General features: G+C 42.2%; 22 protein-coding genes. 13 read left to right on the top strand and 9 right to left on the bottom strand.

The annotated features are described in order from the left end of the window. The first annotated feature begins 64 nt into the window (after positions 1–64). The 10 genes from J1C91_RS09655 (at position 65) to J1C91_RS09610 (ending at position 11640) form a co-directional block, all read left to right on the top strand. Complete coding sequence (locus tag J1C91_RS09655; RefSeq protein WP_002910615.1) at positions 65–436, top strand: hypothetical protein; 372 nt, start codon at positions 65–67, stop codon at positions 434–436. A 76-nt stretch (positions 437–512) separates the two neighbouring features. Then, a complete protein-coding gene (locus J1C91_RS09650) occupies positions 513–1613 on the top strand; it encodes an AI-2E family transporter (protein WP_002910614.1) in 1101 nt (366 codons plus the stop codon). Beyond that, positions 1610–2560 carry a hypothetical protein gene (locus J1C91_RS09645; RefSeq protein WP_125438429.1) on the top strand — a complete coding sequence of 317 codons (951 nt, stop codon included), beginning with the start codon at positions 1610–1612 and terminating at the stop codon, positions 2558–2560. Before J1C91_RS09650 ends, J1C91_RS09645 begins: the two co-directional genes overlap by 4 nt. Before the next feature lie 241 nt (positions 2561–2801). Continuing rightward, a complete protein-coding gene (gene metE, locus J1C91_RS09640) occupies positions 2802–5054 on the top strand; it encodes a 5-methyltetrahydropteroyltriglutamate--homocysteine S-methyltransferase (protein ID WP_002910612.1) in 2253 nt (750 codons plus the stop codon). 137 nt (positions 5055–5191) lie between these two features. Then, positions 5192–6070 carry a methylenetetrahydrofolate reductase [NAD(P)H] gene (gene metF, locus J1C91_RS09635; RefSeq protein WP_002910611.1) on the top strand — a complete coding sequence of 293 codons (879 nt, stop codon included), beginning with the start codon at positions 5192–5194 and terminating at the stop codon, positions 6068–6070. A 1-nt stretch (position 6071) separates the two neighbouring features. After that, positions 6072–7016: an AraC family transcriptional regulator gene (locus J1C91_RS09630; RefSeq protein ID WP_002910610.1), complete on the top strand. Its 945-nt coding sequence runs from the start codon at positions 6072–6074 to the stop codon at positions 7014–7016. A 108-nt stretch (positions 7017–7124) separates the two neighbouring features. Further along, entirely contained in the window at positions 7125–9362 is a 2238-nt protein-coding gene (locus tag J1C91_RS09625; protein WP_002910609.1) for an alpha-galactosidase, read from the top strand. 228 nt (positions 9363–9590) lie between these two features. Continuing rightward, complete coding sequence (locus tag J1C91_RS09620) at positions 9591–10433, top strand: HAD family hydrolase (protein ID WP_185761312.1); 843 nt, start codon at positions 9591–9593, stop codon at positions 10431–10433. An 11-nt stretch (positions 10434–10444) separates the two neighbouring features. After that, positions 10445–11041: a histidine phosphatase family protein gene (locus tag J1C91_RS09615; protein WP_002907237.1), complete on the top strand. Its 597-nt coding sequence runs from the start codon at positions 10445–10447 to the stop codon at positions 11039–11041. After that, positions 11038–11640 (top strand): histidine phosphatase family protein, encoded by a 603-nt coding sequence (locus J1C91_RS09610; protein WP_002919643.1) that lies wholly within the window; start codon positions 11038–11040, stop codon positions 11638–11640. The genes J1C91_RS09615 and J1C91_RS09610 overlap by 4 nt, the downstream gene beginning before the upstream one ends. A gap of 58 nt (positions 11641–11698) precedes the next feature. On the opposite strand, the gene J1C91_RS09605 is transcribed toward J1C91_RS09610, so the two are convergent. From J1C91_RS09605 to J1C91_RS09570, 8 genes are all read right to left on the bottom strand, one after another. Then, the gene (locus J1C91_RS09605; RefSeq protein WP_002923265.1) at positions 11699–12172 is read right to left on the bottom strand and encodes a hypothetical protein; all 474 of its coding nucleotides are present in this window, start codon (positions 12170–12172) and stop codon (positions 11699–11701) included. Next, positions 12153–13064 (bottom strand): phosphodiester glycosidase family protein, encoded by a 912-nt coding sequence (locus J1C91_RS09600; RefSeq protein ID WP_002907233.1) that lies wholly within the window; start codon positions 13062–13064, stop codon positions 12153–12155. The genes J1C91_RS09605 and J1C91_RS09600 overlap by 20 nt, the downstream gene beginning before the upstream one ends. Further along, entirely contained in the window at positions 13061–14110 is a 1050-nt protein-coding gene (locus tag J1C91_RS09595) for a bifunctional glycosyltransferase family 2/GtrA family protein (protein ID WP_002907232.1), read from the bottom strand. The genes J1C91_RS09600 and J1C91_RS09595 overlap by 4 nt, the downstream gene beginning before the upstream one ends. Before the next feature lie 400 nt (positions 14111–14510). After that, a complete protein-coding gene (locus tag J1C91_RS09590) occupies positions 14511–14975 on the bottom strand; it encodes a hypothetical protein (RefSeq protein ID WP_002910600.1) in 465 nt (154 codons plus the stop codon). After that, a complete protein-coding gene (locus J1C91_RS09585) occupies positions 14929–15510 on the bottom strand; it encodes a hypothetical protein (RefSeq protein ID WP_002910598.1) in 582 nt (193 codons plus the stop codon). The genes J1C91_RS09590 and J1C91_RS09585 overlap by 47 nt, the downstream gene beginning before the upstream one ends. Then, complete coding sequence (locus tag J1C91_RS09580; protein WP_002910596.1) at positions 15511–16362, bottom strand: hypothetical protein; 852 nt, start codon at positions 16360–16362, stop codon at positions 15511–15513. Between the two features lie 24 nt (positions 16363–16386). Next, a complete protein-coding gene (locus tag J1C91_RS09575) occupies positions 16387–16668 on the bottom strand; it encodes a hypothetical protein (RefSeq protein ID WP_002910594.1) in 282 nt (93 codons plus the stop codon). A 167-nt stretch (positions 16669–16835) separates the two neighbouring features. After that, positions 16836–17189, bottom strand: coding sequence for a hypothetical protein (locus J1C91_RS09570; RefSeq protein ID WP_227970042.1), 354 nt, complete (start codon positions 17187–17189; stop codon positions 16836–16838). A gap of 119 nt (positions 17190–17308) precedes the next feature. Here J1C91_RS09570 and J1C91_RS09565 point away from each other — a divergent pair, with 119 nt between their 5' ends. From J1C91_RS09565 to J1C91_RS09555, 3 genes are read left to right on the top strand one after another with little or no spacing between them, the layout of a single operon-like run. Continuing rightward, entirely contained in the window at positions 17309–18280 is a 972-nt protein-coding gene (locus J1C91_RS09565; protein WP_002910588.1) for a hypothetical protein, read from the top strand. Next, positions 18258–19067 (top strand): hypothetical protein, encoded by an 810-nt coding sequence (locus J1C91_RS09560; RefSeq protein WP_002910587.1) that lies wholly within the window; start codon positions 18258–18260, stop codon positions 19065–19067. Before J1C91_RS09565 ends, J1C91_RS09560 begins: the two co-directional genes overlap by 23 nt. Before the next feature lie 2 nt (positions 19068–19069). After that, complete coding sequence (locus J1C91_RS09555; RefSeq protein WP_002910585.1) at positions 19070–19531, top strand: hypothetical protein; 462 nt, start codon at positions 19070–19072, stop codon at positions 19529–19531. 512 nt (positions 19532–20043) lie between these two features. Here J1C91_RS09555 and J1C91_RS09550 read toward each other — a convergent pair. Then, complete coding sequence (locus J1C91_RS09550; protein WP_002910582.1) at positions 20044–20865, bottom strand: PrsW family intramembrane metalloprotease; 822 nt, start codon at positions 20863–20865, stop codon at positions 20044–20046. Between the last annotated feature and the right edge of the window lie 137 nt (positions 20866–21002).

Here is a 21002-nt window from a genome sequence, read left to right as displayed (position 1 = left end):
AATGGTTGACAGATTAGAAAGTAGCTAGGTATACTATGTTTAAAAAAGAAAGAATGAGATTTCTATGAAGTCAAATAAATTGTTATTGGTAAATGGGGTTGCGAGTATTATAGCGGGAATTCTTATCATGTATTTTTCTTTACAAAGATCGAGTTTTGAGTTTGTTGATTTGATTGGTAGCTTCATTGAAAATTACATATGGGCACTTCTGATTCTGCTAATTAATGTTTTCTTGTTGATACTTTCCTTAGCTGGTATGTCTCATTATAGTGGGGACTCTAGGGTCAATAAGATGAATCATCAGATGTTGCTTTTTGCATCCATCATGGGATTTATTCCTTTTCTAGCTATCTTTGCAGGCCTTTTGTCTATAGGAGCTGGGGTCCTCTATCTTCAAGATTTTCAAAAAATTAAAAGTGAAGACAAAGCTGACTAACCCATTTCCTCCTGCTCGAAAGCCCTCGAAAATTATGATAAAATAAGGAAATGATAAAACCTTAAAAGGAAGCCTTATGAAAAAAATAAATGAATCCTATAAACTAATCATGTTTGCGGCGCTCGCTCTGGCTCTGGTTCTCTATATCGGGAATATCTGGTCTGGTTTGCAGAGTTTGACTTCGGTTTTTTCGCCTATTATACTGGGTGGAGTCCTAGCCTTTATCTTTAATGTCCCAATGAAAAAACTGGAAGACCTCTTGGACAAATGCCGAGTCCCTCAGAAGTTGCAGCGCGGTTTGGCCTTAGTTTTAGAGGTGCTGATTTTAGTTCTCATTATGACAGGGATTGTTTCTATTGTCGTGCCGACTCTGACCACAGCGGTCAATCAGCTGAGCGAAACAATCGGCAAGGTAGCGCCTCAGGTAGCCAAGTGGCTGCAGCAGTCTGGCTTGCTTTCCTCTAGCCAGCTGAAAGATTTGACCAAGCAGCTGCAAAACAGTGATATTGTCAACCGAGCCATCTATCTTCTGGGCAGTCTGACGGGTAATATCTCTGCTATTTTTGGCAATTTCTTCTCGGTCATCATGTCTATTTTTCTCATGTTTGCCTTCTTGAGCAGCAAGGAGCATTTGCAGACAATCACTAGTCGTCTCCTTCAGGTTATGCTTCCGGAGAAGGCTGTCAAACGCCTATCCTATGTCGGTTCTGTCATTGTTGAGACCTATGATAAGTTTCTGATGGGGCAGATGATTGAGGCTGTCATTGTCGGTGTTTTAGTCTTTATCGCCTACTCTCTGACAGGCCTGCCTTATGCGGCCTTGACAGGAGTTCTGGCTGGAGTGCTCTCTTTCATTCCCTACATCGGGCCTTTCTCAGCTTGTGCTCTAGGTGCTATCTTTATCTTCACCGACAGCCCTTGGAAAGCCCTCCTTTCTATCGCAGTCTTTCAGGGAGTGCAGCTGATTGAGGGTAATGTTATCTATCCGCGCGTGGTCGGCCAGTCCGTCGGTCTCCCAACTCTCTTTACCCTAGCTGCCGCCCTGATTGGGGGCAACCTCTTTGGATTGGTCGGCATGATTTTCTTCACCCCTATATTCGCAGTTATCTACCGCTTGGTTAGAGAGTTTGTTGTGGAGAAGGAGGAGAAAAAAGCTGAAGGGAGCGCAAGTAGATGAAGAAAAAAATAATTATTCTCAGCTCGCTTCTATTGACTATCTTGCTTGTTAGTTTTTATTTCACTATTTATAGAAAATCAACGGAGAATGAATCTCAGAAGATAACATATAAGAGTAATTCGCACTCAAAAGTAAGACGTTCAGAGATTCAAATCCTTGGAGATAAAAAACAATATATTCTTGCTCCAAGTAATATAAAGGTTGGTAAAAACTATGCCATCACTTATGAAAAAAAGGAAGCATTAATAAAAGATACAAAAAAAGGTTTTCTAAAAGCTCACTTTCAGCTAAAAGACGAATATTATAATCTCATTCTTTATAATTTAGAAGATGAGAAACTGCCAGAACGAAAGATTGATCTCTATAAGGTTGTGCGAAAATATAATAATAAAAGCATCCCTATTTTTAATAATTTCGGCGGCTCCTTTTATCTAGGAAATACCCATTACTTCGAGTTAAGGATCGAGAATTTATCAGATGAGGAGCATCCAACTTTTAAAGATGTGTATTTAAATATAGAAACTGAACAAATAGAAGAACTATCAGAAGATACAAAGTTTACCATGGATTCTGATATCTATAATACGGCAAAAGCAACAAATTTTTCGGAAGTTATAGATACTAAGGGCTATATGAATCCTTCGAATCAAATAGCAAAATTCACACTTGACGGGAGGGTTCAAGATGTGAACATCAATCTTTACAGCCTTTATCCAGATATAGAGTCTAAACTGATTAAAGAAGATTGGGCGCTTTATGTTAGGACGGATAAGGTTACACCAGATGAGTGGTTTGATACACTTCTTTATTGGTTTGCGACCAAGGGAGAAGATGTCTTGCCAGTTTATGGCTACAATGATGATTCATCTGTATCTGATACTCAGATTCATAATAGTCAAGAAGCAAAAGCATGGTTGGAGCAGCATCCAGCGCTACAGAAACATTAAACAATCGAATAATCAAAAACCAACGAGATTTTATTCTCGCTGGTTTTTCTTTTTCCAAGGTCATAATTTCTACCTATAGCAAACAATAATTTCAGTCAATGGAAGTTGAAAAATAAGCTTTTATTGTTGCATAGAGAACCGGGTTATAGTTTTAGACTATATCAAACTCTGGGAAATTCCAATTATACAGAGGGGGGATTTTCTGATAAGATAAAATCAAGAAAAATTTTGGAGGACGTTTATGTCAACGACTATCATTGGTTTCCCACGTTTGGGTGAATTCCGCGAATTGAAATTTACAACTGAAAAATACTTTAGACATGAAATCTCAGCAGAAGAGCTTCTGGCTGCAGCCAAAGAGCTGCGCGCTAAGCACTGGAATATTGTTAAGGAAAAAGGAATTTCAGAGATTCCGTCAAATGACTTTTCTCACTACGACAATGTATTGGATGCAGCCTTTCTCTTTAACGTGGTGCCGTCATCTGTGCAAGGCTTGGAGCTGACTGACTTGGAGCGTTATTTTGCCTTGGCTCGTGGTTATCAGGGCGAAAAAGGGGATGTCCGTGCCCTTCCGATGAAGAAATGGTTCAACACCAACTACCACTATATCGTTCCTAAATTTGAAAAAGAAACCCAAGTCAAGCTGGCTGGGCATAAGATTTTTGATGAATTTGCAGAAGCAAAAGAGTTGGGCTTGGTAACCCGTCCTGTTGTGGTCGGCCCATTCACCCTTCTGCAAGTATCTGACTTTGAAGACGGTGTAGCGCCGGCTGACTTTGTAGATGCCCTGGCTGCAGCCTATCAAGAAGTTTTTGCCAAATTAGCAGAGCTAGGTGCAGAGCGTATCCAGCTGGATGAGCCAAGTCTGGTTAAAGACCTGTCAGCAGAAGAAAAAGCTCTCTTCTTGGACCTTTATAAGAAGCTTTTGGCAGACAAGAAAGGCTTGGAAGTCTTGGTTCAAACCTACTTTGGTGACGTTCGTGACATCTATGCAGACCTTGTAGAGTTGCCAGTAGATGCGATTGGTCTGGACTTTGTCGAAGGCAAGAAAACTCTTGACCTTGTAAAAGGTGGCTTCCCAGCTGATAAGACTCTTTATGCAGGGATTGTCAACGGTAAGAACATCTGGCGCAACAACTATGAAAAGAGCTTGGCAGTGCTTGAGCAAATTCCAGCTGAAAATCTTGTTTTGACAAGCTCATGCTCACTTCTCCATGTGCCATTTACGACTGCTAATGAAGAATTTGAACCAGCAATCTTGAACCACTTTGCCTTTGCGGTGGAAAAATTGGATGAAATCCGTGACTTGGATGCTATCCGCAATGGCGGTGGTGCTGAAGCACTTGCAGCTAACAAAGCTCTCTTTGCAGCAGAGCGTGTTGGGCAAAATGCAGAGCTGGCTGCTCGGATCGCTGGCTTGACAGATGCTGACTACACTCGCCTGCCGGTCTTTGCAGAGCGTGAGGAAATCCAGCACAAGGCGCTCAATCTGCCACCGTTGCCAACTACGACAATTGGCTCCTTCCCTCAAACTAAGGAAGTCCGTGCCAAACGCTTGGCTTTCCGCAAGGGCGAGCTGTCAGCAGAAGACTATGACAAGTTCTTGGCTGAGCAAATCGATGATTGGATCAAGTGGCAGGAAGAAGTCGGCTTTGACGTGCTAGTACACGGTGAGTTCGAGCGTAATGACATGGTTGAGTACTTCGGTCAAAACCTGTCAGGTTACCTCTTCTCTAAGAATGGTTGGGTACAATCATACGGTATGCGTGGGGTGAAACCACCAATCATCTGGGGTGATGTGACTCGTCTCAACCCAATCACTGTTAAATGGTCTAGCTACGCACAAAGCCGTACAGACAAACCTGTTAAGGGTATGTTGACTGGACCTGTAACCATCCTCAACTGGTCTTTCCCACGTGAAGACATCTCTATCAAGGATTCTACCCTTCAAATCGCTCTTGCAATCAAAGATGAAGTACTTGACCTTGAAGCTGCTGGTGTTAAGATTATCCAAATCGACGAGGCTGCTCTTCGTGAGAAATTACCACTCCGCCGCAGTGACTGGTATGAAGATTATCTTGACTGGGCAATTCCAGCCTTCCGCTTGGTACACTCTACAGTAGCTCCCGATACGCAAATCCACACTCACATGTGTTACTCAGAATTTACAGATATCATCCCTGCGATCGACAACATGGATGCGGACGTGATTTCCTTTGAAGCTAGCCGCTCTAACTTGGAAATCCTGGATGAGCTCAAGGCTAAGAACTTCCAGACAGAAGTGGGGCCTGGAGTTTACGACATCCACTCACCACGCGTGCCAAATGAAGGGGAAATCGACCATACGATTGAAGCTATCTTGGCTAAGGTGCCAAGCAGTAAGGTCTGGATCAACCCTGACTGTGGTCTTAAAACTCGTGGTATCCCAGAAACCAAGGCTAGCTTGGTGCGCTTAGTAGAAGCAGCCAAAGCAGCTAGACAACATTTGCAATAATCCTCCTGGAACCTCAAAAGTTGATCTTGATGGAGGATACCCCAAAAATTGAAGCAGAGCTGACAATCCTGCAGAAGTTGTTCTTCTAGGGTTGCCCTCGGCTATCACTACCATCATTGAAAGGAACTTTTTGTTATATGGTTCGTCGTCACACACCCAGTCTCTCATTTGAAGTATTTCCTCCCAATCCGGCAGTAGGCAATGATAAGATTTTTCAGGCATTGAGAGAGATGCAAGATCTGGCTCCGCACTTTATCAGTGTGACTGCCAGCAATAATAAGTTTGACATTGAGGAGACGACGGTTCGTTTGACCGAGTTCATCGCCAATGATCTCCAGATTCCGACGATTGCTCACTTACCTGCGGTCTATCTGACCAAGGACATGGTGTCCAATATCTTGCAGTCTTTGGATCGGGTTGGTGTCCATCAGATTTTGGCTTTGCGAGGGGATATTTTTCCAGATGTAGCGCCTAAGGATGATTTTACCTATGCGACTGATTTGATTGAATACATTAAGACAGAAGCACCGCACTTTGACATCATTGGAGCCTGCTATCCGGAGGGCCATCCGGATTCTCCAAATCAGATTTCGGATATTCAAAATCTCAAGAAAAAGGTGGATGCTGGCTGTTCTAGTCTGGTGACTCAGCTTTTCTTTGACAATGAGCGCTTTTATGATTTTCAGGACAAGTGCATTTTAGCTGGTATTGAAGTGCCAATCCATGCTGGGATTATGCCGATTCTCAACCGCAATCAGGCTCTGCGCCTGCTCAAGACCTGTGAGAATATCAAGCTGCCAAGAAAATTCCGGGCTATTCTGGATAAGTACGAACATGACCCAGAGTCTCTGAGAGCAGCTGGTCTGGCTTATGCTGTGGACCAAATTGTTGACTTGGTGACCCAAGATGTAGCGGGCATACACCTTTACACTATGAATAACGCTGCAACAGCCTACCATATCTATAAGGCTACCCATGCCCTCTTCAATCATAACCCATCCGTTCAATCTTTTTAAGATGAATGAAGAAACCACTAATCAGATTCATTTGCTGATTAGTGGTTTTTGTTTTATAATAAGGATAAAAATCTTATCCAAATCTAAGGAGGAGTTGATGGAGCATTCGCTGACCTTGGTTAAGTCTATGCAGTTTGGGCAAGAAGATTGTTTTTTTGCCTTCTGCGGTTATTCAAAAACGGAAGCCCATCATAGCTTTGGGCCGGCTGTTCGGGATGTTTATGTCATTCACATCGTACTGAAGGGACGGGGGACTTACTCCGTGGGCAATCAGCGCTATGATTTGCAGGAAGGGCAGGGCTTTGTGGTGCCGCCAGGTCAATCGGTCTTTTATCAGGCTGACAGGGAAGAGCCTTGGTCTTATGTCTGGATGGGACTGGGTGGGCGTCTCTTGCCTCGCTATCTGCAGGATCTGGGCTTACAGTCTGGCCAATGGTCTTTTGAGCTGACTTCTTTGCAGGAATTTAAGGCCTTGGTCTTTGAAAGTATGGCCTATGAGGGCAGCGGAATAACAGCTGAACTGGCTCTGCAAAGGCAAGTTTATCGCTTCTTAGAGCTCTTGTCCCAGCGTATCAAGCAGGCATCCTTAATCACGGAAAGCCGTCGAGTCAATCCTTATGTCCAGCAGGTTTTGGAATTGCTGAGCAGTCATCTGCCAGAAAATTTATCTGTGCAGGCGTTGGCGCAGAAATTGGCGCTGCACCCTTCCTACCTATCTCGGCTTTTCAAGGATGAAGTAGGCAAGGGGATTAAGGAGTACAGCAATGATTTGCGGCTCAATATGGCAGCTGATCTGCTGACGAGCAGCCAGCTTTCGGTGGAAGAGATTGCCAGTAAGACAGGCTTTGCCGGAACACAGAGCTTTTCAAAAGCCTTCAAAAAGGCGCGTGGCCAGTCGCCCTTGAACTTTCGCAAGGCCAGCTCTCATCTGGGGCAGGAGCTGTAAAAAGTCACATTTAGATAAATAATACTAGAAAGAAAGGCTTACCAAAAGGGGGAGCCTTTTTTATAATGAAAGGAGAAACAGGATTGCAGACTGTGAAAGGAGAAGACCATGAATAAGGCGAATATTTTGTTTAAGGAAGAATGCCGGCAATTTCATCTGACTAACGGTGAGATTTCTTATATCTTTCGGGTTTATGAGGATGGTAAACTCTTGCAGCTTTACTACGGAGCGGTGGTACCAGAGCGGGATTATTCTTATTTGGTGGAGCTGCAGCATCGGCCCATGACGACCTATCGGAAAGAAGGAGATTTACGCTATTCTTTGGAGCATGTGCGGCAGGAATTTCCAGAATACGGCACGACAGATTTTCGTCATCCCGCTATCTGTCTGCGGCAGGAAAATGGCTCGCGTATTACTGATTTTGTCTATGTCAGTCATCAGATAGTAGATGGTAAGCCTGCTTTAGAGGGGCTGCCCGCTACTTATACAGAGACTCAAACGGAGGCTAAGACTCTTATTCTAACCCTACGAGATGAGGTGACAGAAGTAGAAGTTCAGCTGTTTTATACGATTTTTGCTGATTGGCCGGTTATCACTCGCTCCAGCAAAGTGATTAATCAAGGCAGGGAAACTTGCTACTTGGAATCCCTAGCTAGTCTGTCGCTTGATCTGCCAGATGCTGATTATGACTGGCTGCAGTTATCAGGGGCATGGGCCCGGGAACGCCATATCAAGGAGCGCCCGCTTCAGCAGGGGATTCAGTCTATTGAGTCAACCCGCGGCATTTCCAGTCCCCACCACAATCCTTTTGTGGCTCTTAAGCGACCGGAAACGACTGAATTTTCAGGTCCAGTACTAGGAACGGCCTTGGTGTATTCAGGTAATTTTCTCATTCAGGCTGAGGTGGATACCTATGATGTGACCCGGTTGCAGCTAGCTATCAATCCTTTTGGTTTTGAGTGGAAGCTGGCTGCAGGCCAGTCCTTTACCAGTCCAGAAGCTCTGCTAGTATATTCTGAGCGGGGCCTCAACGGCATGAGTCAAGTCTTTCATCAGCTATTTCGTCGACGCCTAGCTAGGGGCTACTGGCGCGAGCGAGCGCGTCCTGTTCTCATCAATAACTGGGAAGCTACCTATTTTGACTTTAGTGAGAATCAGCTGCTGGAGCTTGCTGAAAAGGCTCAAGATGTAGGAGTGGAGCTCTTTGTGCTAGATGACGGATGGTTTGGCCAGCGGACTAACGATCGCGCTGGGCTGGGGGATTGGTTTGTCAATCCAGAAAGGCTGCCGAAGGGGCTGGGCTCGCTAGCAGAGCGTATTCACGGTTTGGGCATGCAGTTTGGTCTTTGGTTTGAGCCGGAAATGGTCAATAAGGACAGCCAACTCTACCGAACTCATCCTGACTGGCTGCTGGCAGTGCCAGATAGACAGCCCCACCATGGTCGGAACCAGTTTGTTTTGGACTATTCTCGGCCGGAAGTAGTGGATGAGATTTTTGAGCGTCTATTAGCGGTTATCGAGGAAGCGCAGCTTGATTATATCAAATGGGATATGAATCGCCCTCTGACGGATGTCTTCTCAGCTGCCTGGCCAGCCGATCAGCAAGGAGAGATTTTTCACCGCTATGTCTTGGGCGTTTATGACTTGTATGAGCGTTTAATCAGTCGCTATCCGAGACTGTTATTTGAGTCCTGCTCTTCAGGTGGGGGCCGCTTTGATCCAGGTATGCTCTACTATGCTCCTCAAGCTTGGACCAGCGATGATTCGGATGCGATTGAGCGCTTGAAAATCCAGTACGGGACCAGCCTTCTCTATCCGCTTTCGTCTATGGGAGCCCATGTCTCCATCGTGCCCAATCACCAGACCAATCGTCTGACTCCGTTGAAGACGCGGGGTAATGTCGCCTTTTTCGGTTCCTTTGGCTATGAGCTGGATCTTAATCAGCTAAGCCCAGAAGAATTGGCTGAAGTCAGGAAACAGATAGCTTTTTACAAGCGCCATCGAGAGCTAATTCATAATGGAACTTTTTATCGACTGCAGTCGCCATTTAAGGAAGATGGGCAGACAGCTTGGATGCTTGTCAGTCAGGATCAGAACACTGCACTTTTAGGCACTTTCAAGATCCTCAACCAAGTCAATCGCTCTCATCAGCGTTTGCAACTGAAAGGGCTGGCTGCGGATAAGGTCTATCGGCTAGAGGGGCGTGTCTATACTGGGGCTGAGCTTATGCGAGTTGGGCTGGTTACCACGGACGCTTCCAGCGGTCAGCTTCTGGAGGATTCTGAGCAAAAGCCAAGCTATGACTTTGATTCTAAACTCTGGCTGTTTGAAGCAGAGGATGAGTAGATAAGATGGGGAACGAAAAGAGCAGAAGGAACAAGCTGATTAAAAGCTGTCCTTCTTGCTTTTTTTCTCTGAGAAAAAAGGATAGTACCATTATCTCTGATAATTCTATAGGAAAAGGCTTTTAAATAAGTATATAATAAAAGAAAACTAAATAACTTCACTAAAACAAGTTAATTTAGAGTGAGAACTATACAGATTTTACGTCAAAAACAAGAAAGAGAGAGCCTTATGACAAGAAAAATCATCTTTCTGGATGTGGACGGTACCATCATCGACTATGATAATCATATACCGGAGTCTGCTGTGGTTGCCATTCGACGGGCACGGGAAAAGGGCCATCTGGTCTATGTCTGCACAGGTCGTAGCAAGGCTGAGATGCCGCCGGAAATTTGGGATATTGGCTTTGATGGCATGATTGGGGGCAACGGCTCCTATGTGGAGCATGAGGGGGAGGTTATTCTGCACCAACTGATTCCGCGAGATGTCGCTAAAAGGCTAGTCGACTGGCTTCAGGAGCGGGGGCTAGAGTTTTACCTAGAGAGTAATAACGGTCTATTTGCAAGCAGGGGCTTCCGCGAAGCAGCACGACCAGTGCTTCGGACCTATGTACTTGGAAAAGGTGTCAATCCAGAAAAAGTAGTAAATATAGAGGCTGAAGAAGCTCTTCATGGCCTAGTTTATGGTGGGGAGATCTACCGGGACGACCTGAACAAAGTCAGCTTTATTCTCAGAAGCTATCAAGACCATCTGGACTCCAAACGGGCTTTTCCTGAGCTCAAGGCAGGTACGTGGGGTGGCAAGGGCGAGCATGCTCTCTTTGGTGACTTAGGAGTCAAAGATATTACCAAGGCGCATGCCATTGAGGTTCTGCTGAAGCATCTTCATGCTGACAGGGCAGATACTCTGGCTTTCGGGGATGCCAAGGTTGATATTCCTATGCTAGACTATTGTCAGGTCGGAGTTGCTATGGGAAATGGCGGAGCGGAAATCAAGGCCATGGCCGATCTGGTGACAGATTCGGTCAGCCAAGATGGTCTCTACAAGGCCTTTGAAAAGTTAGAACTCATCTAAAGGAGATGTGAATGATGGCAAAAACTCTTTATCTGATGCGGCATGGCCAAACGCTTTTCAACCTGCGCCACAAGGTGCAGGGCTGGTGTGATGCTCCTCTGACTGATTTTGGCATCTATCAGGCCAAGGTGGCAGGGCAATATTTTAAGGATGCCGGTATTACATTTGATGATGCTTATAGTTCTACTCAAGAGCGGGCCTGTGATACCTTGGAATTGGTAACAGACGGGAAGCTTCCCTATAAGCGTGTCAAGGGACTCAAGGAGTGGAACTTCGGGACCTTTGAAGGGGAAAGCGAGGATCTTAATCCGCCCCTGCCCTATGGAGATTTCTTTGTGACCTATGGCGGTGAATCACAAGATCAGGTGCAGGAGCGTATGGCAGCGACCATTCTCCAGCTCATGCAAGAGACGGATGGTCAGTCTGTGCTCATGGTCTCCCATGGCGGGGCTATGGCCAATTTTGCCAGAGCTTGGCGGAAAAACTGGCGTCTGGATGACCTAGGTCACATGACCAACTGCGGGATTTTGAAGTTTACTTTTGAAGATGACCAATTTTACCTAGAAGAGGCCATTGGCCACGATTTTAGCGAATGGGAGGGAAAATGAAAGATTTATATTTGATGCGGCATGGTCAGACTTTTTTCAATCAAGAGGGCTTGGTACAGGGAGCTTGCGATTCTCCTTTGACAGAACTGGGGCAGGATCAAGCCCGGCAAGCAGGAGCTTATTTGCAAGAGCGGGGCATTCGTTTTGGTCAGCTCTACTCCTCCACCCAGGAGCGGGCTTCTGATACTTTAGAACTTGTCTCCGGTCGGACCGACTATACTCGCCTTAAAGGCATTAAAGAATGGAACTTTGGTCTCTTTGAAGCCCAGCCTGAACGCCTGCAGCCGAAATTTCGACCAGGAGCCACCTCATTTGAAGACCTATTTGTTCCTTATGGTGGAGAAGGAGTGGACCAAGTCGGTGAACGCATGCTGGTCACTCTGACGGAGGTCATGGAGCAGGCAGGAGCAGAGCCAGTCTTAGCTGTTAGCCACGGCGGTGCCATGTGGGCCTTCTATCTCAAGATTGCAGCGCAAGCCTTGGATCCTAAGGTGCGCTTTGGCAACTGCGCCATCTGCCATTACCATTATGAGCCGGGACACTTTAAGCTGGCAGAAGTCATTGATCCGCTAACGGGTAGTGTGTATGAATGTGAATGAAGACTCAGAATGATTATCACTAGAATAAAAACCTCAGATTTTTCTGAGGTTTTTTGGTTTATACTTGGCTGTAGGTTTCACGACGACTTAGTTTTGTATCTTCTTTTTTGCTGGGTATTGGCTGTGCCTGGATTTCTTTATTCCACTCACTTCGAGTAAAGACCATGGAGAGTAGTGCCAGAGCCGCAAAGGCTGCTCCTACGTACCAGTAGGGCATATCCAGCGTCGTTGAGCGACCAGATAGGTTGACGATGCCACGGAAGAGCATGCCGGCTGTCATAATGGCTACAGCTGAGTTCCAGAGGTTGAGGCTGAGCCGAGAGAGATTAGGGATGCCCTTCATAAAGAGCAGGAGGAGGATGCCACCCACCAGAGGAATGGTGAAGAGATAGTGCATATGGCTAGATGTTTCGCCGAAGCTGAAGGATTCATAGATTCTGCTGAAAGCAAAGAAGAAAATAGTTAATAGGGCGTAGATAAGGGCTGTTTTTCTAAAACGCTTTTTGCTGGGATTAGTAACCGATGTAGACAATATCACTCACCGACCTTTCTGAGATAGTGTTTCCGTTGGTGGTAGGTTTGTTAATGACCTGACCGTTAAAGTAAAGTGTAGAGGAGCCGCCGCCATCAAGGTTGTAGGCGGTCTTGACACCGTAAGATTTCATGATTTCTGCCATCTGGTAGAGGGAAAGTCCCTCGCTTTCTGAGGTGCGTCCGTCTGAAACGATGATGATGTAGTGGTTTTCATCAATGATACCGATAGCAGTCCGGGGATTGGAAGACATAGACTGGCCGACTTCGGAGTTGGTATCAACGGCAATCTCACCATTTTCTACAAGAGATGGGCCGAAGGCCAAGAGATTGACCACACCGTCTTTGACCAGTTGATCGGCAGAGACTTGGTCTTCATAGATAATCTTGAAGGAGCCGTCTTTGTAAATAGCCAAATCACCATTGCTGGAGTCTTCTCGGACGGTATCGCGGTAGACGACGCCATTGCGGATGACATAGCCAGTCGTATTGGCTCCATAGTAGTCACCATTGACCGCTAGGATGGCATTGTTGTTGGCGGCCGTTTCTGAGGTCTTGGCGGTGACATTGTTTCCGTAAGTGTTTTGGGCAAAGGCTGTTTTCAGGTATTCTGATGAGCTGACGGTCACATCAGCGATGTAGACCTGGGTGTTGCTGACGGTCTTTTCAGTTAGCGTGACCGAGATGTTGTCGTCTGAATAGCTGGTATCCGTCACAGTTGCTGTTTCGGCAGCCTTGCTGGCAGCCTCGGCATTGGATGACGAACTTGCGCTTGAAACCGTGGAAATGGTCTCTGCGATGACAAAGGTTTTCAGCATGGAGTAGCTGAAAGAAGCTATTAGAAGCAGCCCGAAAATGGAGGCGTAGACATAGCGTTTCTTTAAAAATTTCATGATGCGGTGTGTGTCCTTTCCTTAAAAATAAATCTCTTTTGCACCATCCAGGAGACGGTAAAGAGCAAGATGCCGACAATGATTTTGACAATCAGAAGATTGAGGCCAAAGACAGCATAGAAGAGGCGAATCAGCAGTGTATCTAGGATAAAGAGCACTACAGCTAGGCTGAAATAGCCAGTTCCTGTCTTGAGTATACTGTCGTCGTTCTTAAAGACCAGCTTTTTATTGGTCGAATAGTTAAAGATTGAGCTGGTTACGCGGGCAATCCCATTTGCGAGAAGAATTCTCAGGCTGATTGGCACAGCAGTTAAAAATAAGAGAGCCAGTGCGTAGACGATGTAGTCCACGACGAAGCTGCTGAGAGAAGTCAGGGCAAATTTGAATATATTTTTATAAATCATGAGCCCATCCCGAATCGGCCGGAAGTGCGAGCCTTGATTGTCATTGATATAGACCGTCTCAATAGGCACTTCCAAAATGGGATATTCCTTGCTGGCTTCTAAGAGCATGTTCATTTCATACTCATAGCGCTGCCCCTCTACCTTTAGCATAAATGGAATCATGTTGGTCGTAAAGGCTCGCAAGCCTGTCTGAGTATCGGAGACACCCACGCCAGTCTGAAGCTTGAAGAGAGCCCGAGTCAGACTATTACCGAATCGGCTGCGTAGGGGCACCTTGCCAGTAAAGGCGCGTGCTCCCAGAATCAGCCGATTAGGATTTTCAGAAGCCTTGCTCGCTACACGGAAAATATCCCAGGCCTTGTGCTGGCCATCCGCATCTGCTGTTACAACCGTTCCATAGTTCTTCAGTGTCTGGATAAAGGTAAAAGCAGTTTTTAGCGCTTGCCCTTTGCCTTGATTGACCTGATGACGGAGCACGGTCGCGTATTGCTCTGCCTGTTCAAAGACTATCTGGCATTTGGAAGAGCTGCCGTCATCGATAACAATGATATGAAAATCACTTTTATGGTGAATTTTTTTTATCAGCTTAATAAGATTATAATCAGGCTCATAGGCCGGAATCACTAGATAATCCATATCCATACCTCTTTCTTAGATGATTTGTAGAAAGTATACAGACTGCGGCTTAAAATTTCCTAATATAAGTTAGTTTTAAGAAAATGTTAACATTTCTTTAAGGAAAGAGCATGGAAAGAAGAGGATTAGAGGTGGTTTTGCACAATGAATGTTAGAGTATGACAAAGGGGGTTATGGGGATATTTATAAAAGTGAAAGAAATTATATTGTAGCGAGCTATTAGCAGGGCTTATATGTAAAATATCAAGGTAATATATTTATACAATAAAAAACAACCATGAAGGTTGTCTTTAGGTCGATATTTAATTATTTTACATGTGGTATCAAAATATACAAAGTGAGTGTATTCTGTTATATATTGATTTTTAAATCTAAAGAAAGTCATCATTTAATGAAGATAATTTGGTTATTGATTATTTTCTTGATATAGTCCCAGAAAATCTTGATAAGATTTCAAGAGATGGTCTTGCTTATCAGATGAATAAAAACCATCTAATTTGACATTTGTATAAAGATCTGTCTCCCCTTCATAAGCCAGAAGACTTAGACTTTTTTCATAAGAATCATCACCAGTTATCATTAAGCTCCAACCGGTGCTAATTTTCTTTTCTACATCAGGTAATTCTTTACTTACTTTTAAGCTCTTGATATTTAAATCCTTTTCTCCTTCAATGAGAGTATAGTTATTCGGCTTATTAGCTAAGACCAGTCCGTACTGATTTAGTTTATCATCCAAATCAGTAGCATTATAAATAGGTCGCTTGTCGTGAACTGTCAGAGCTTTGAAATAGTGATTCAGAGAAAAAGTCTGACCATTTTCAATATTAGTATAGAGAGTCTGAATAAGAGTAGTTACTTTCGTTTGTCCCACCTAGTATATACACTTCAAAGGCAAAATATAATTGCCCATCTTGAGGGTCTTGATACAGTTGATGACTTACTTTACCTGGAATGGCTTGGCTATTTATTTTTTGAGTTAACTGAAGCAGGTCATAGTCTTTATAAGTCTCTTCAGACTGGTTTAAAAGACTAATTTTTATATGGTTATTCTTTTTCTCATCTTGGACAAATTTTTGGTAACTATCGTAGTAAAAAGTTGTGTCGGGATAATTCATTTCTTGTTGTAAGATATACTTATCAGACAAGATGGCCAAATTAGGATTTTTGACCGTATAGAGATTATCTCCTAGCTTCTCTATTTTAAATGTCATGTCCTTATCCAGCTTATTTCCATCGACTTCTTGCTGTTTGGTCTGATTTTGTTTAGAGTGTATAGTCGTTTTTTGCTTTTCAGTAACATAAGAGGCTAAAAACAAACCAATTGCAAAGGCTAAAGTATATCCACCAATATTCAAAAAGATTTTATTTCGGAACATTTTTTTTATTTTTGTAACTATCTGAATCACTTATTTTTCCTCCGGAACTTTTACTTGACGAAACTGACCATCTATAAGAACATAAACAATTCGTCCAGACTTAATCATTTCATCATGACTCAAGCTAGGAAGATTATTTGCCTGAAACTGCAGAGGAGGAAGAACCTGGTTGCCATTTTGAACCATTACAGGTGTTTCTCCTGCCACAAGATTGTCAGTAGTTGTAGCCTGACTAATCGTCATTTGTCTGTCTTCCAAACTAAATACAGAGAAGATTTTGTACAAGGGACCCTGCTCCACAATCCCCTTGACTGTATTCATGTCAGATTCAGATAAAGAGGTGTTTGGTTTATATTGGAGCCAATTAATATATAGTGGACCGGTTGTTTTAGTCTGTTTAGACTGCTCAATAAGATTTCTGTAGCTATTTTTAGAATGTATACCTAGCCCATAATTCTTGGACTGGTCGAAACTAGCTTGATTTAGTGAAGTGAACACAGACCGAAAATCAGATAGTTCTCCGATTGCTTTAATATGGCTATATAAGTCAAGATACTGTGTATAAACCGGACCTTTTTTAAAGTCAACAGTAACTATTTCCTCACTATCAATATCAAATCCAATCGGGATAAGTCCTTCTGTCCAATTGAGCTTACCTTCTTCTTTTGCATTCTTTATAAGCAAGCTATAAGTAAGTGGTGTTGAGAGATCTTTCTTCTGTTTTAAGGTTTGTTCTATTTCATAGTCTTGTTTCTTTTGAGCAGACCAAAAAGATTCTTCTCCTGGATAATTAAAGAGGTTCGCAAAAGCGGAAGCTTGTTGAGTTGGATCCTCATTGTATTTAAATAGCGGATAGATAGTAAAACTACCTTTCTTAGCCATTTCGAGGACATGGGGATATTCTTGTTAGAGATTGATTAGTTCCCCACCTTGATAAGGCCTCATCGTAATTACATCGTCTGGGGTTTGAGTTGCTTTTTTATCATAACTGTTTACACCCTTTTGATCTTCAACAACAAAGCTCAAACTCTTTAAACGTTCAGTAAAGACAGGAATCGTTCGAGCAATTGTTAATTCACTATTACCATTAGCAGTTAGAATTTCTTCTTGTGATGCTCCTAGATAGTGGGTAATCAGGCTCTTTAAAGTATTTAAATCAATAATCAGTGAAGATTTTTTTGTAATCACCTTCTATTTCTTCCAGCTCTATTTCTATATAGGGTGCATCTGGAGATGTGTCAAACACGTCTAATTTCGCTGTACTTTTAATGCTATATTTTTTCTTTTCTTTAAGAAGGAGAGTTCGTATATCAACCTTTCTTAATGACTGAATACCTTCGTCCTCTTTGTAAATATCAATCTGATAAAAATACTTCGTATTTTTTTTTATCATAAAAGACCTTCCCTTCGTCTGAATAAGAATCCTTAGGGAGACGGTAATTTTGGGCAATAATATAACCGTCTTTCCTCTGGACTTCTCCAGACTTATCGATTGCCAAAGCAAAATTACCAATTTTCTGAAAATCATTTACCTGACTAGAACCTATTCGATATGTAGATTCTTGCTCAGTCTGATTGATATTTTTGTTGTCCTCAAACTTCTTTACAGAATAGGGATTGAGGGCTTGATAGTATATAATGTAGGTCATCAGAGTCAATAAAAAGAAACTAGAAATTTTTATAATTTTTTTGAGAGGTGTTTGATTCATATTCGCTTCCTTTATAAAAATAGAATAACACCATTTTATCATACTTTTCTTTTACTTTTAGCAGAAATCTTATAAAAAAATGATATAATAGTCCATAATCTATCTAAAAGGAGAATAGGATGAAGAAGCTAGAGAATTTCTCTTGGCAGATGTGGCAGATTTATGCTTTAGCCGCACTGGTCATTTTTTTGGTCGCTGGTACTTGTTCTTTCTTTTTCACAAAAGAAACTGCTTATGTGGCAAAAGAACAAAATTATGTCTATAAAGGAAAGAATCAGCGTTTAACAAATTATACAACTATTGGTGAGACTGAGCCAGAATTCCCTATGATTGCTCTTTCTTTTAAAGAGAGTGACGGGTGGAGTTACTATGATTTCGCTGTCGGACGGAAATTTTTAGCATTTCAGGATTCCAAGCAGTATGGAGGTAGACTGAAAGCAAAGGACAAAGAAGAATACTTCCGAATTCGTTATTATAAACTGGGTCAGGAGCAAGGAGATGGCCAAACGATTGATGTCTTGAAACTCGTTCAAGATATGGGTTATGTCACCATAGAAGGCGAGATGGATAATCTTATGTATTCTGATGGAAAAGATGAATATGTAAAAATCCAGATAAAAGACAATGATGAAATCTATGTAAACCTAACCAGTAAAAAAGCAACAAAAAAACAGCCCAAAGAAGAAATTCGTTTTGGATATGGAGGGTTCTATCGAGTACTTTCAAGTCCAACATTTATTACAGAGGCATATAAGGATGATAGAAAAAATGTATCCATCTATTGGCCCACTTTGTTTAGTTATAAAAAGAACGATTACCAATCACGTTTAACGGATAGTGATAGTAAACCAGAGGATAGCCTGACACTTTCAATATTGAAGAAATACGGCTTTATAGTCGTTTTAAAAGAAAACATGACTCTCAACGATAGCATCACCCTAACAAAAATGTTCTTCCCCGATGCCGACTCTTTTTACTGGAGCATTGACGAGAAGTATACAAAGAGTGGCAAAGAAGAAATAATCCGTACAGAAGAGGACTTCAAGCAAGTCATTAAGGAGGAAGCCATTGAAAAAGAATTTAAAGATTGATACGGACAAGAGAAAAAGTTTCATGGTACTTGTATGTTTTCTAGTAGTCTCAGCTTTATTCTTCTATCGGAATCTAGAAGCTAATCTCAAAGGCTTTTACGCCAATCGTAATTTTTGGGGAGATGTTAAGATAACAGGATTTTCCTGGGCTGAACAAAATTGGGGCATAGATGTCAATTATATCTATACTGAAAAAATTAAGGACAAAACCATCTCTGTTCCTGTAAAAAAATCGGTCCGCTTCAAACAATTAGTCATGCCTTATTTCGACAAGATGGATGTAGACGAGAGGAAGGGCCCTATGTTTGAGTTAGGAGCGACTTATGATGAATCTATGAGAGTATATGCGCCAATTATTGAAAAAACTTTAGAAATCAATCCTGAGCGAATCAAGTTGGAAGAGTCTCTGACGAGAAAGTTAAATCAGGCTTCAGATTTAAGAGGGGTATCTGTTAAGTTAAGAAGCACTCTATCCGACCAAGATATGTTTGTTGAAGGTATACTCTGGTATAGCGATCGTATGAGAGATGCCGTTAGGAATAGACATTCTATTCTTAAAGAATTGTACGATTTGCCTTTAAATGATGCCTTATCACATAGCGCAGTTTATGTTCAAATTATCTTGCCAGAAGAAAGATACAAGGAACATTTTTCTATGAGAGACCAAATCCAACAGTTACTAGAACAATTAAGCTTACCTGATGGAGCCTATGTCTTTGGGACTATTGATGAAACTAACGGTGATTTTGTTGTGGTTGAACAAGGAAAAATTAGAGAAGGGAGATAAAGATGTCAGAGGAAAAAAACGTAGATAAATTAACATTTCCTTGGGAGATTGGACTATTGATTGTACTTTATTTGGCTATTGTTGGTCTACCTTTTTTAAATGATAAAACATCACAAGTTTATCTTTTTCAAAATAACAACTCTATTTTTGGAGGGAAAGAATTTGAAGGTTGGAGCAATTCCTATTTTAAGAATTCTTTTATTTTTCTCTCAGTACTTCCTTCATTAGCCGTTTTATTAAAATTCATTTTAAAAAATAGAGGATATCCTTTTTTAGCTAGTTTACAATCTTTTCTATTTTTCTTAACTAGCTTTACTTTAATGATTTATACTATATTCTCCATCACGATTCAGATAGATATTTATAAACTAGATTGGGGATTTTACTTGTGTCAAATTATTTTTCTTATATACATTTTTAAGGAATTGCATTTTTTAAAAGAAAGAGTTAAGAGAAATAATTAATGCTTTATATCAAAAAGAATATCTTGGATGTCTACTGCAGTGATTGATGATAAAGTTTTTATGTCAATCTCAGATTTGAAATCAGTTGATAGTATTAATCATTCTAATCTGGACTTGCTAGTATCGATGTCATGGTCAATCTCGCTTGTTTTGGTGTTGTTATTTATTCTGAAACGTATTCTACTGCACAAGAACTTAGAATTTTTAGCATTTCTGCAAATGTTTCTTTGTATGATCTATTGCGTCGTGGCTCTCTTCTATTTTAAAAATATTTTTAAAGTATTATTGCATTATAACCAGATTGGTTTATTGTACAATGCCCGTCATTTATGTTTATTAGCCATTTTAATTGTAAATTATCGAAGTTTGAGAAACTTGCATAAACAAGAGAATCAGTATACTAGTTTAGTAGACATGCTTCACCGCATCCTATTTGCTGAAAAATAGTATTGGATAAAGACGTATTTATAATATGTACCCAAAAAACGACCATAACGGTCGTTTTTTTGATCTTACTCCACTTCCAATTCATCTTGGTCAATTTTATGGGCTGTTCGGTAGGCTTGGTAAAAGATAAAGACAGCTAGAGCCGTCATAGCCGGTACAATGATTGGGATATCTGTTTCGATAGCAGTCAGCGGTGAATTCCAGAAGAAGTGGAGAACGAAGGCTGCTAGGAAGTAGAAGAGTCCCACTCGGAAGTAGTTTTTCTGAGTCTTGGCATAGCGCAGCATGAGTGCCAGGCCGAGAGTGGTCAGGGCGGTGTATAGCCAGTGAGAGGCAACGCCGCCAGTAATGCGGCCTAGGATACCAGAGATAGTGAAGGAGAAGCCTTCGGGCAGGTCAGAGAGGATATAAGAGAAATCCTCGCTAATCTGAAAGCCCATGCCAGCTGTAATACCCAGCATCAAGAAGGATTTGAGCTTTTTGACGGGGACTAGATAGACAGCGAAGGCAACTGCCAACAGCTTGAGGGGTTCTTCAACCAGCGGAGCTGCGATAGCATTTTCTAGGTCACTGAGCAGAGTATTGGGGAAGCTGGTGCTGACCCATTCGTGGATATAGGTATTAGCCAAGCCAGAGGTCCAGCCAGAAATGAAAAGGCCACCTAGCAGAGCTACCCCAAGGCTAAGTGCAGGCGTCTGCCATTTTTTACCCAGTTGGCGAATCAAGAGCAGGGCAGGGACGATATAGAGCAGAGCCAAGAGGGCTGACAGTCCGACAATCCCATAGGAAGTACCTGACATACTGCCAGTAGTATAGGCTTGTGTCTCGTATTCTAAGCCAATCGCGCTCAGAAGGAGAAAAATGAAAAGAACAATATTTTTCTTCATAAGTAACTTTCTAAAATTTTATTTTCATCCTAGTATAACAAAAAAATCCTAAATAAAACCAATTTAAAAACTGGAAATTAAGGGCTGGTATAATACTTTACTTGCCAAACTGTCTCTTTTTGTTTATATTAGTTCTA

The sequence above is a fragment of the Streptococcus sanguinis genome, from assembly GCF_050222175.1.
Classification (GTDB): domain Bacteria; phylum Bacillota; class Bacilli; order Lactobacillales; family Streptococcaceae; genus Streptococcus; species Streptococcus sanguinis_M.
This window is presented reverse-complemented; position numbering and strand designations above follow the sequence as displayed.

Excerpts from the sequence above, each read along its gene's own strand:
- J1C91_RS09555 (WP_002910585.1), top strand. The coding sequence starts at position 19,070 with ATGTCAGAGGAAAAAAACGTAGATAAATTAACATTTCCTTGGGAGATT.
- J1C91_RS09655 (WP_002910615.1), top strand. The coding sequence starts at position 65 with ATGAAGTCAAATAAATTGTTATTGGTAAATGGGGTTGCGAGTATTATA.
- J1C91_RS09620 (WP_185761312.1), top strand. The coding sequence starts at position 9,591 with ATGACAAGAAAAATCATCTTTCTGGATGTGGACGGTACCATCATCGAC.
- J1C91_RS09610 (WP_002919643.1), top strand. The coding sequence starts at position 11,038 with ATGAAAGATTTATATTTGATGCGGCATGGTCAGACTTTTTTCAATCAA.
- metE (WP_002910612.1), top strand. The coding sequence starts at position 2,802 with ATGTCAACGACTATCATTGGTTTCCCACGTTTGGGTGAATTCCGCGAA.
- metF (WP_002910611.1), top strand. The coding sequence starts at position 5,192 with ATGGTTCGTCGTCACACACCCAGTCTCTCATTTGAAGTATTTCCTCCC.
- J1C91_RS09595 (WP_002907232.1), bottom strand. The coding sequence starts at position 14,110 with ATGGATATGGATTATCTAGTGATTCCGGCCTATGAGCCTGATTATAAT.
- J1C91_RS09650 (WP_002910614.1), top strand. The coding sequence starts at position 513 with ATGAAAAAAATAAATGAATCCTATAAACTAATCATGTTTGCGGCGCTC.
- J1C91_RS09570 (WP_227970042.1), bottom strand. The coding sequence starts at position 17,189 with ATGAATCAAACACCTCTCAAAAAAATTATAAAAATTTCTAGTTTCTTT.
- J1C91_RS09565 (WP_002910588.1), top strand. The coding sequence starts at position 17,309 with ATGAAGAAGCTAGAGAATTTCTCTTGGCAGATGTGGCAGATTTATGCT.
- J1C91_RS09615 (WP_002907237.1), top strand. The coding sequence starts at position 10,445 with ATGATGGCAAAAACTCTTTATCTGATGCGGCATGGCCAAACGCTTTTC.
- J1C91_RS09645 (WP_125438429.1), top strand. The coding sequence starts at position 1,610 with ATGAAGAAAAAAATAATTATTCTCAGCTCGCTTCTATTGACTATCTTG.
- J1C91_RS09625 (WP_002910609.1), top strand. The coding sequence starts at position 7,125 with ATGAATAAGGCGAATATTTTGTTTAAGGAAGAATGCCGGCAATTTCAT.
- J1C91_RS09630 (WP_002910610.1), top strand. The coding sequence starts at position 6,072 with ATGAATGAAGAAACCACTAATCAGATTCATTTGCTGATTAGTGGTTTT.
- J1C91_RS09580 (WP_002910596.1), bottom strand. The coding sequence starts at position 16,362 with ATGGCTAAGAAAGGTAGTTTTACTATCTATCCGCTATTTAAATACAAT.
- J1C91_RS09600 (WP_002907233.1), bottom strand. The coding sequence starts at position 13,064 with ATGAAATTTTTAAAGAAACGCTATGTCTACGCCTCCATTTTCGGGCTG.
- J1C91_RS09550 (WP_002910582.1), bottom strand. The coding sequence starts at position 20,865 with ATGAAGAAAAATATTGTTCTTTTCATTTTTCTCCTTCTGAGCGCGATT.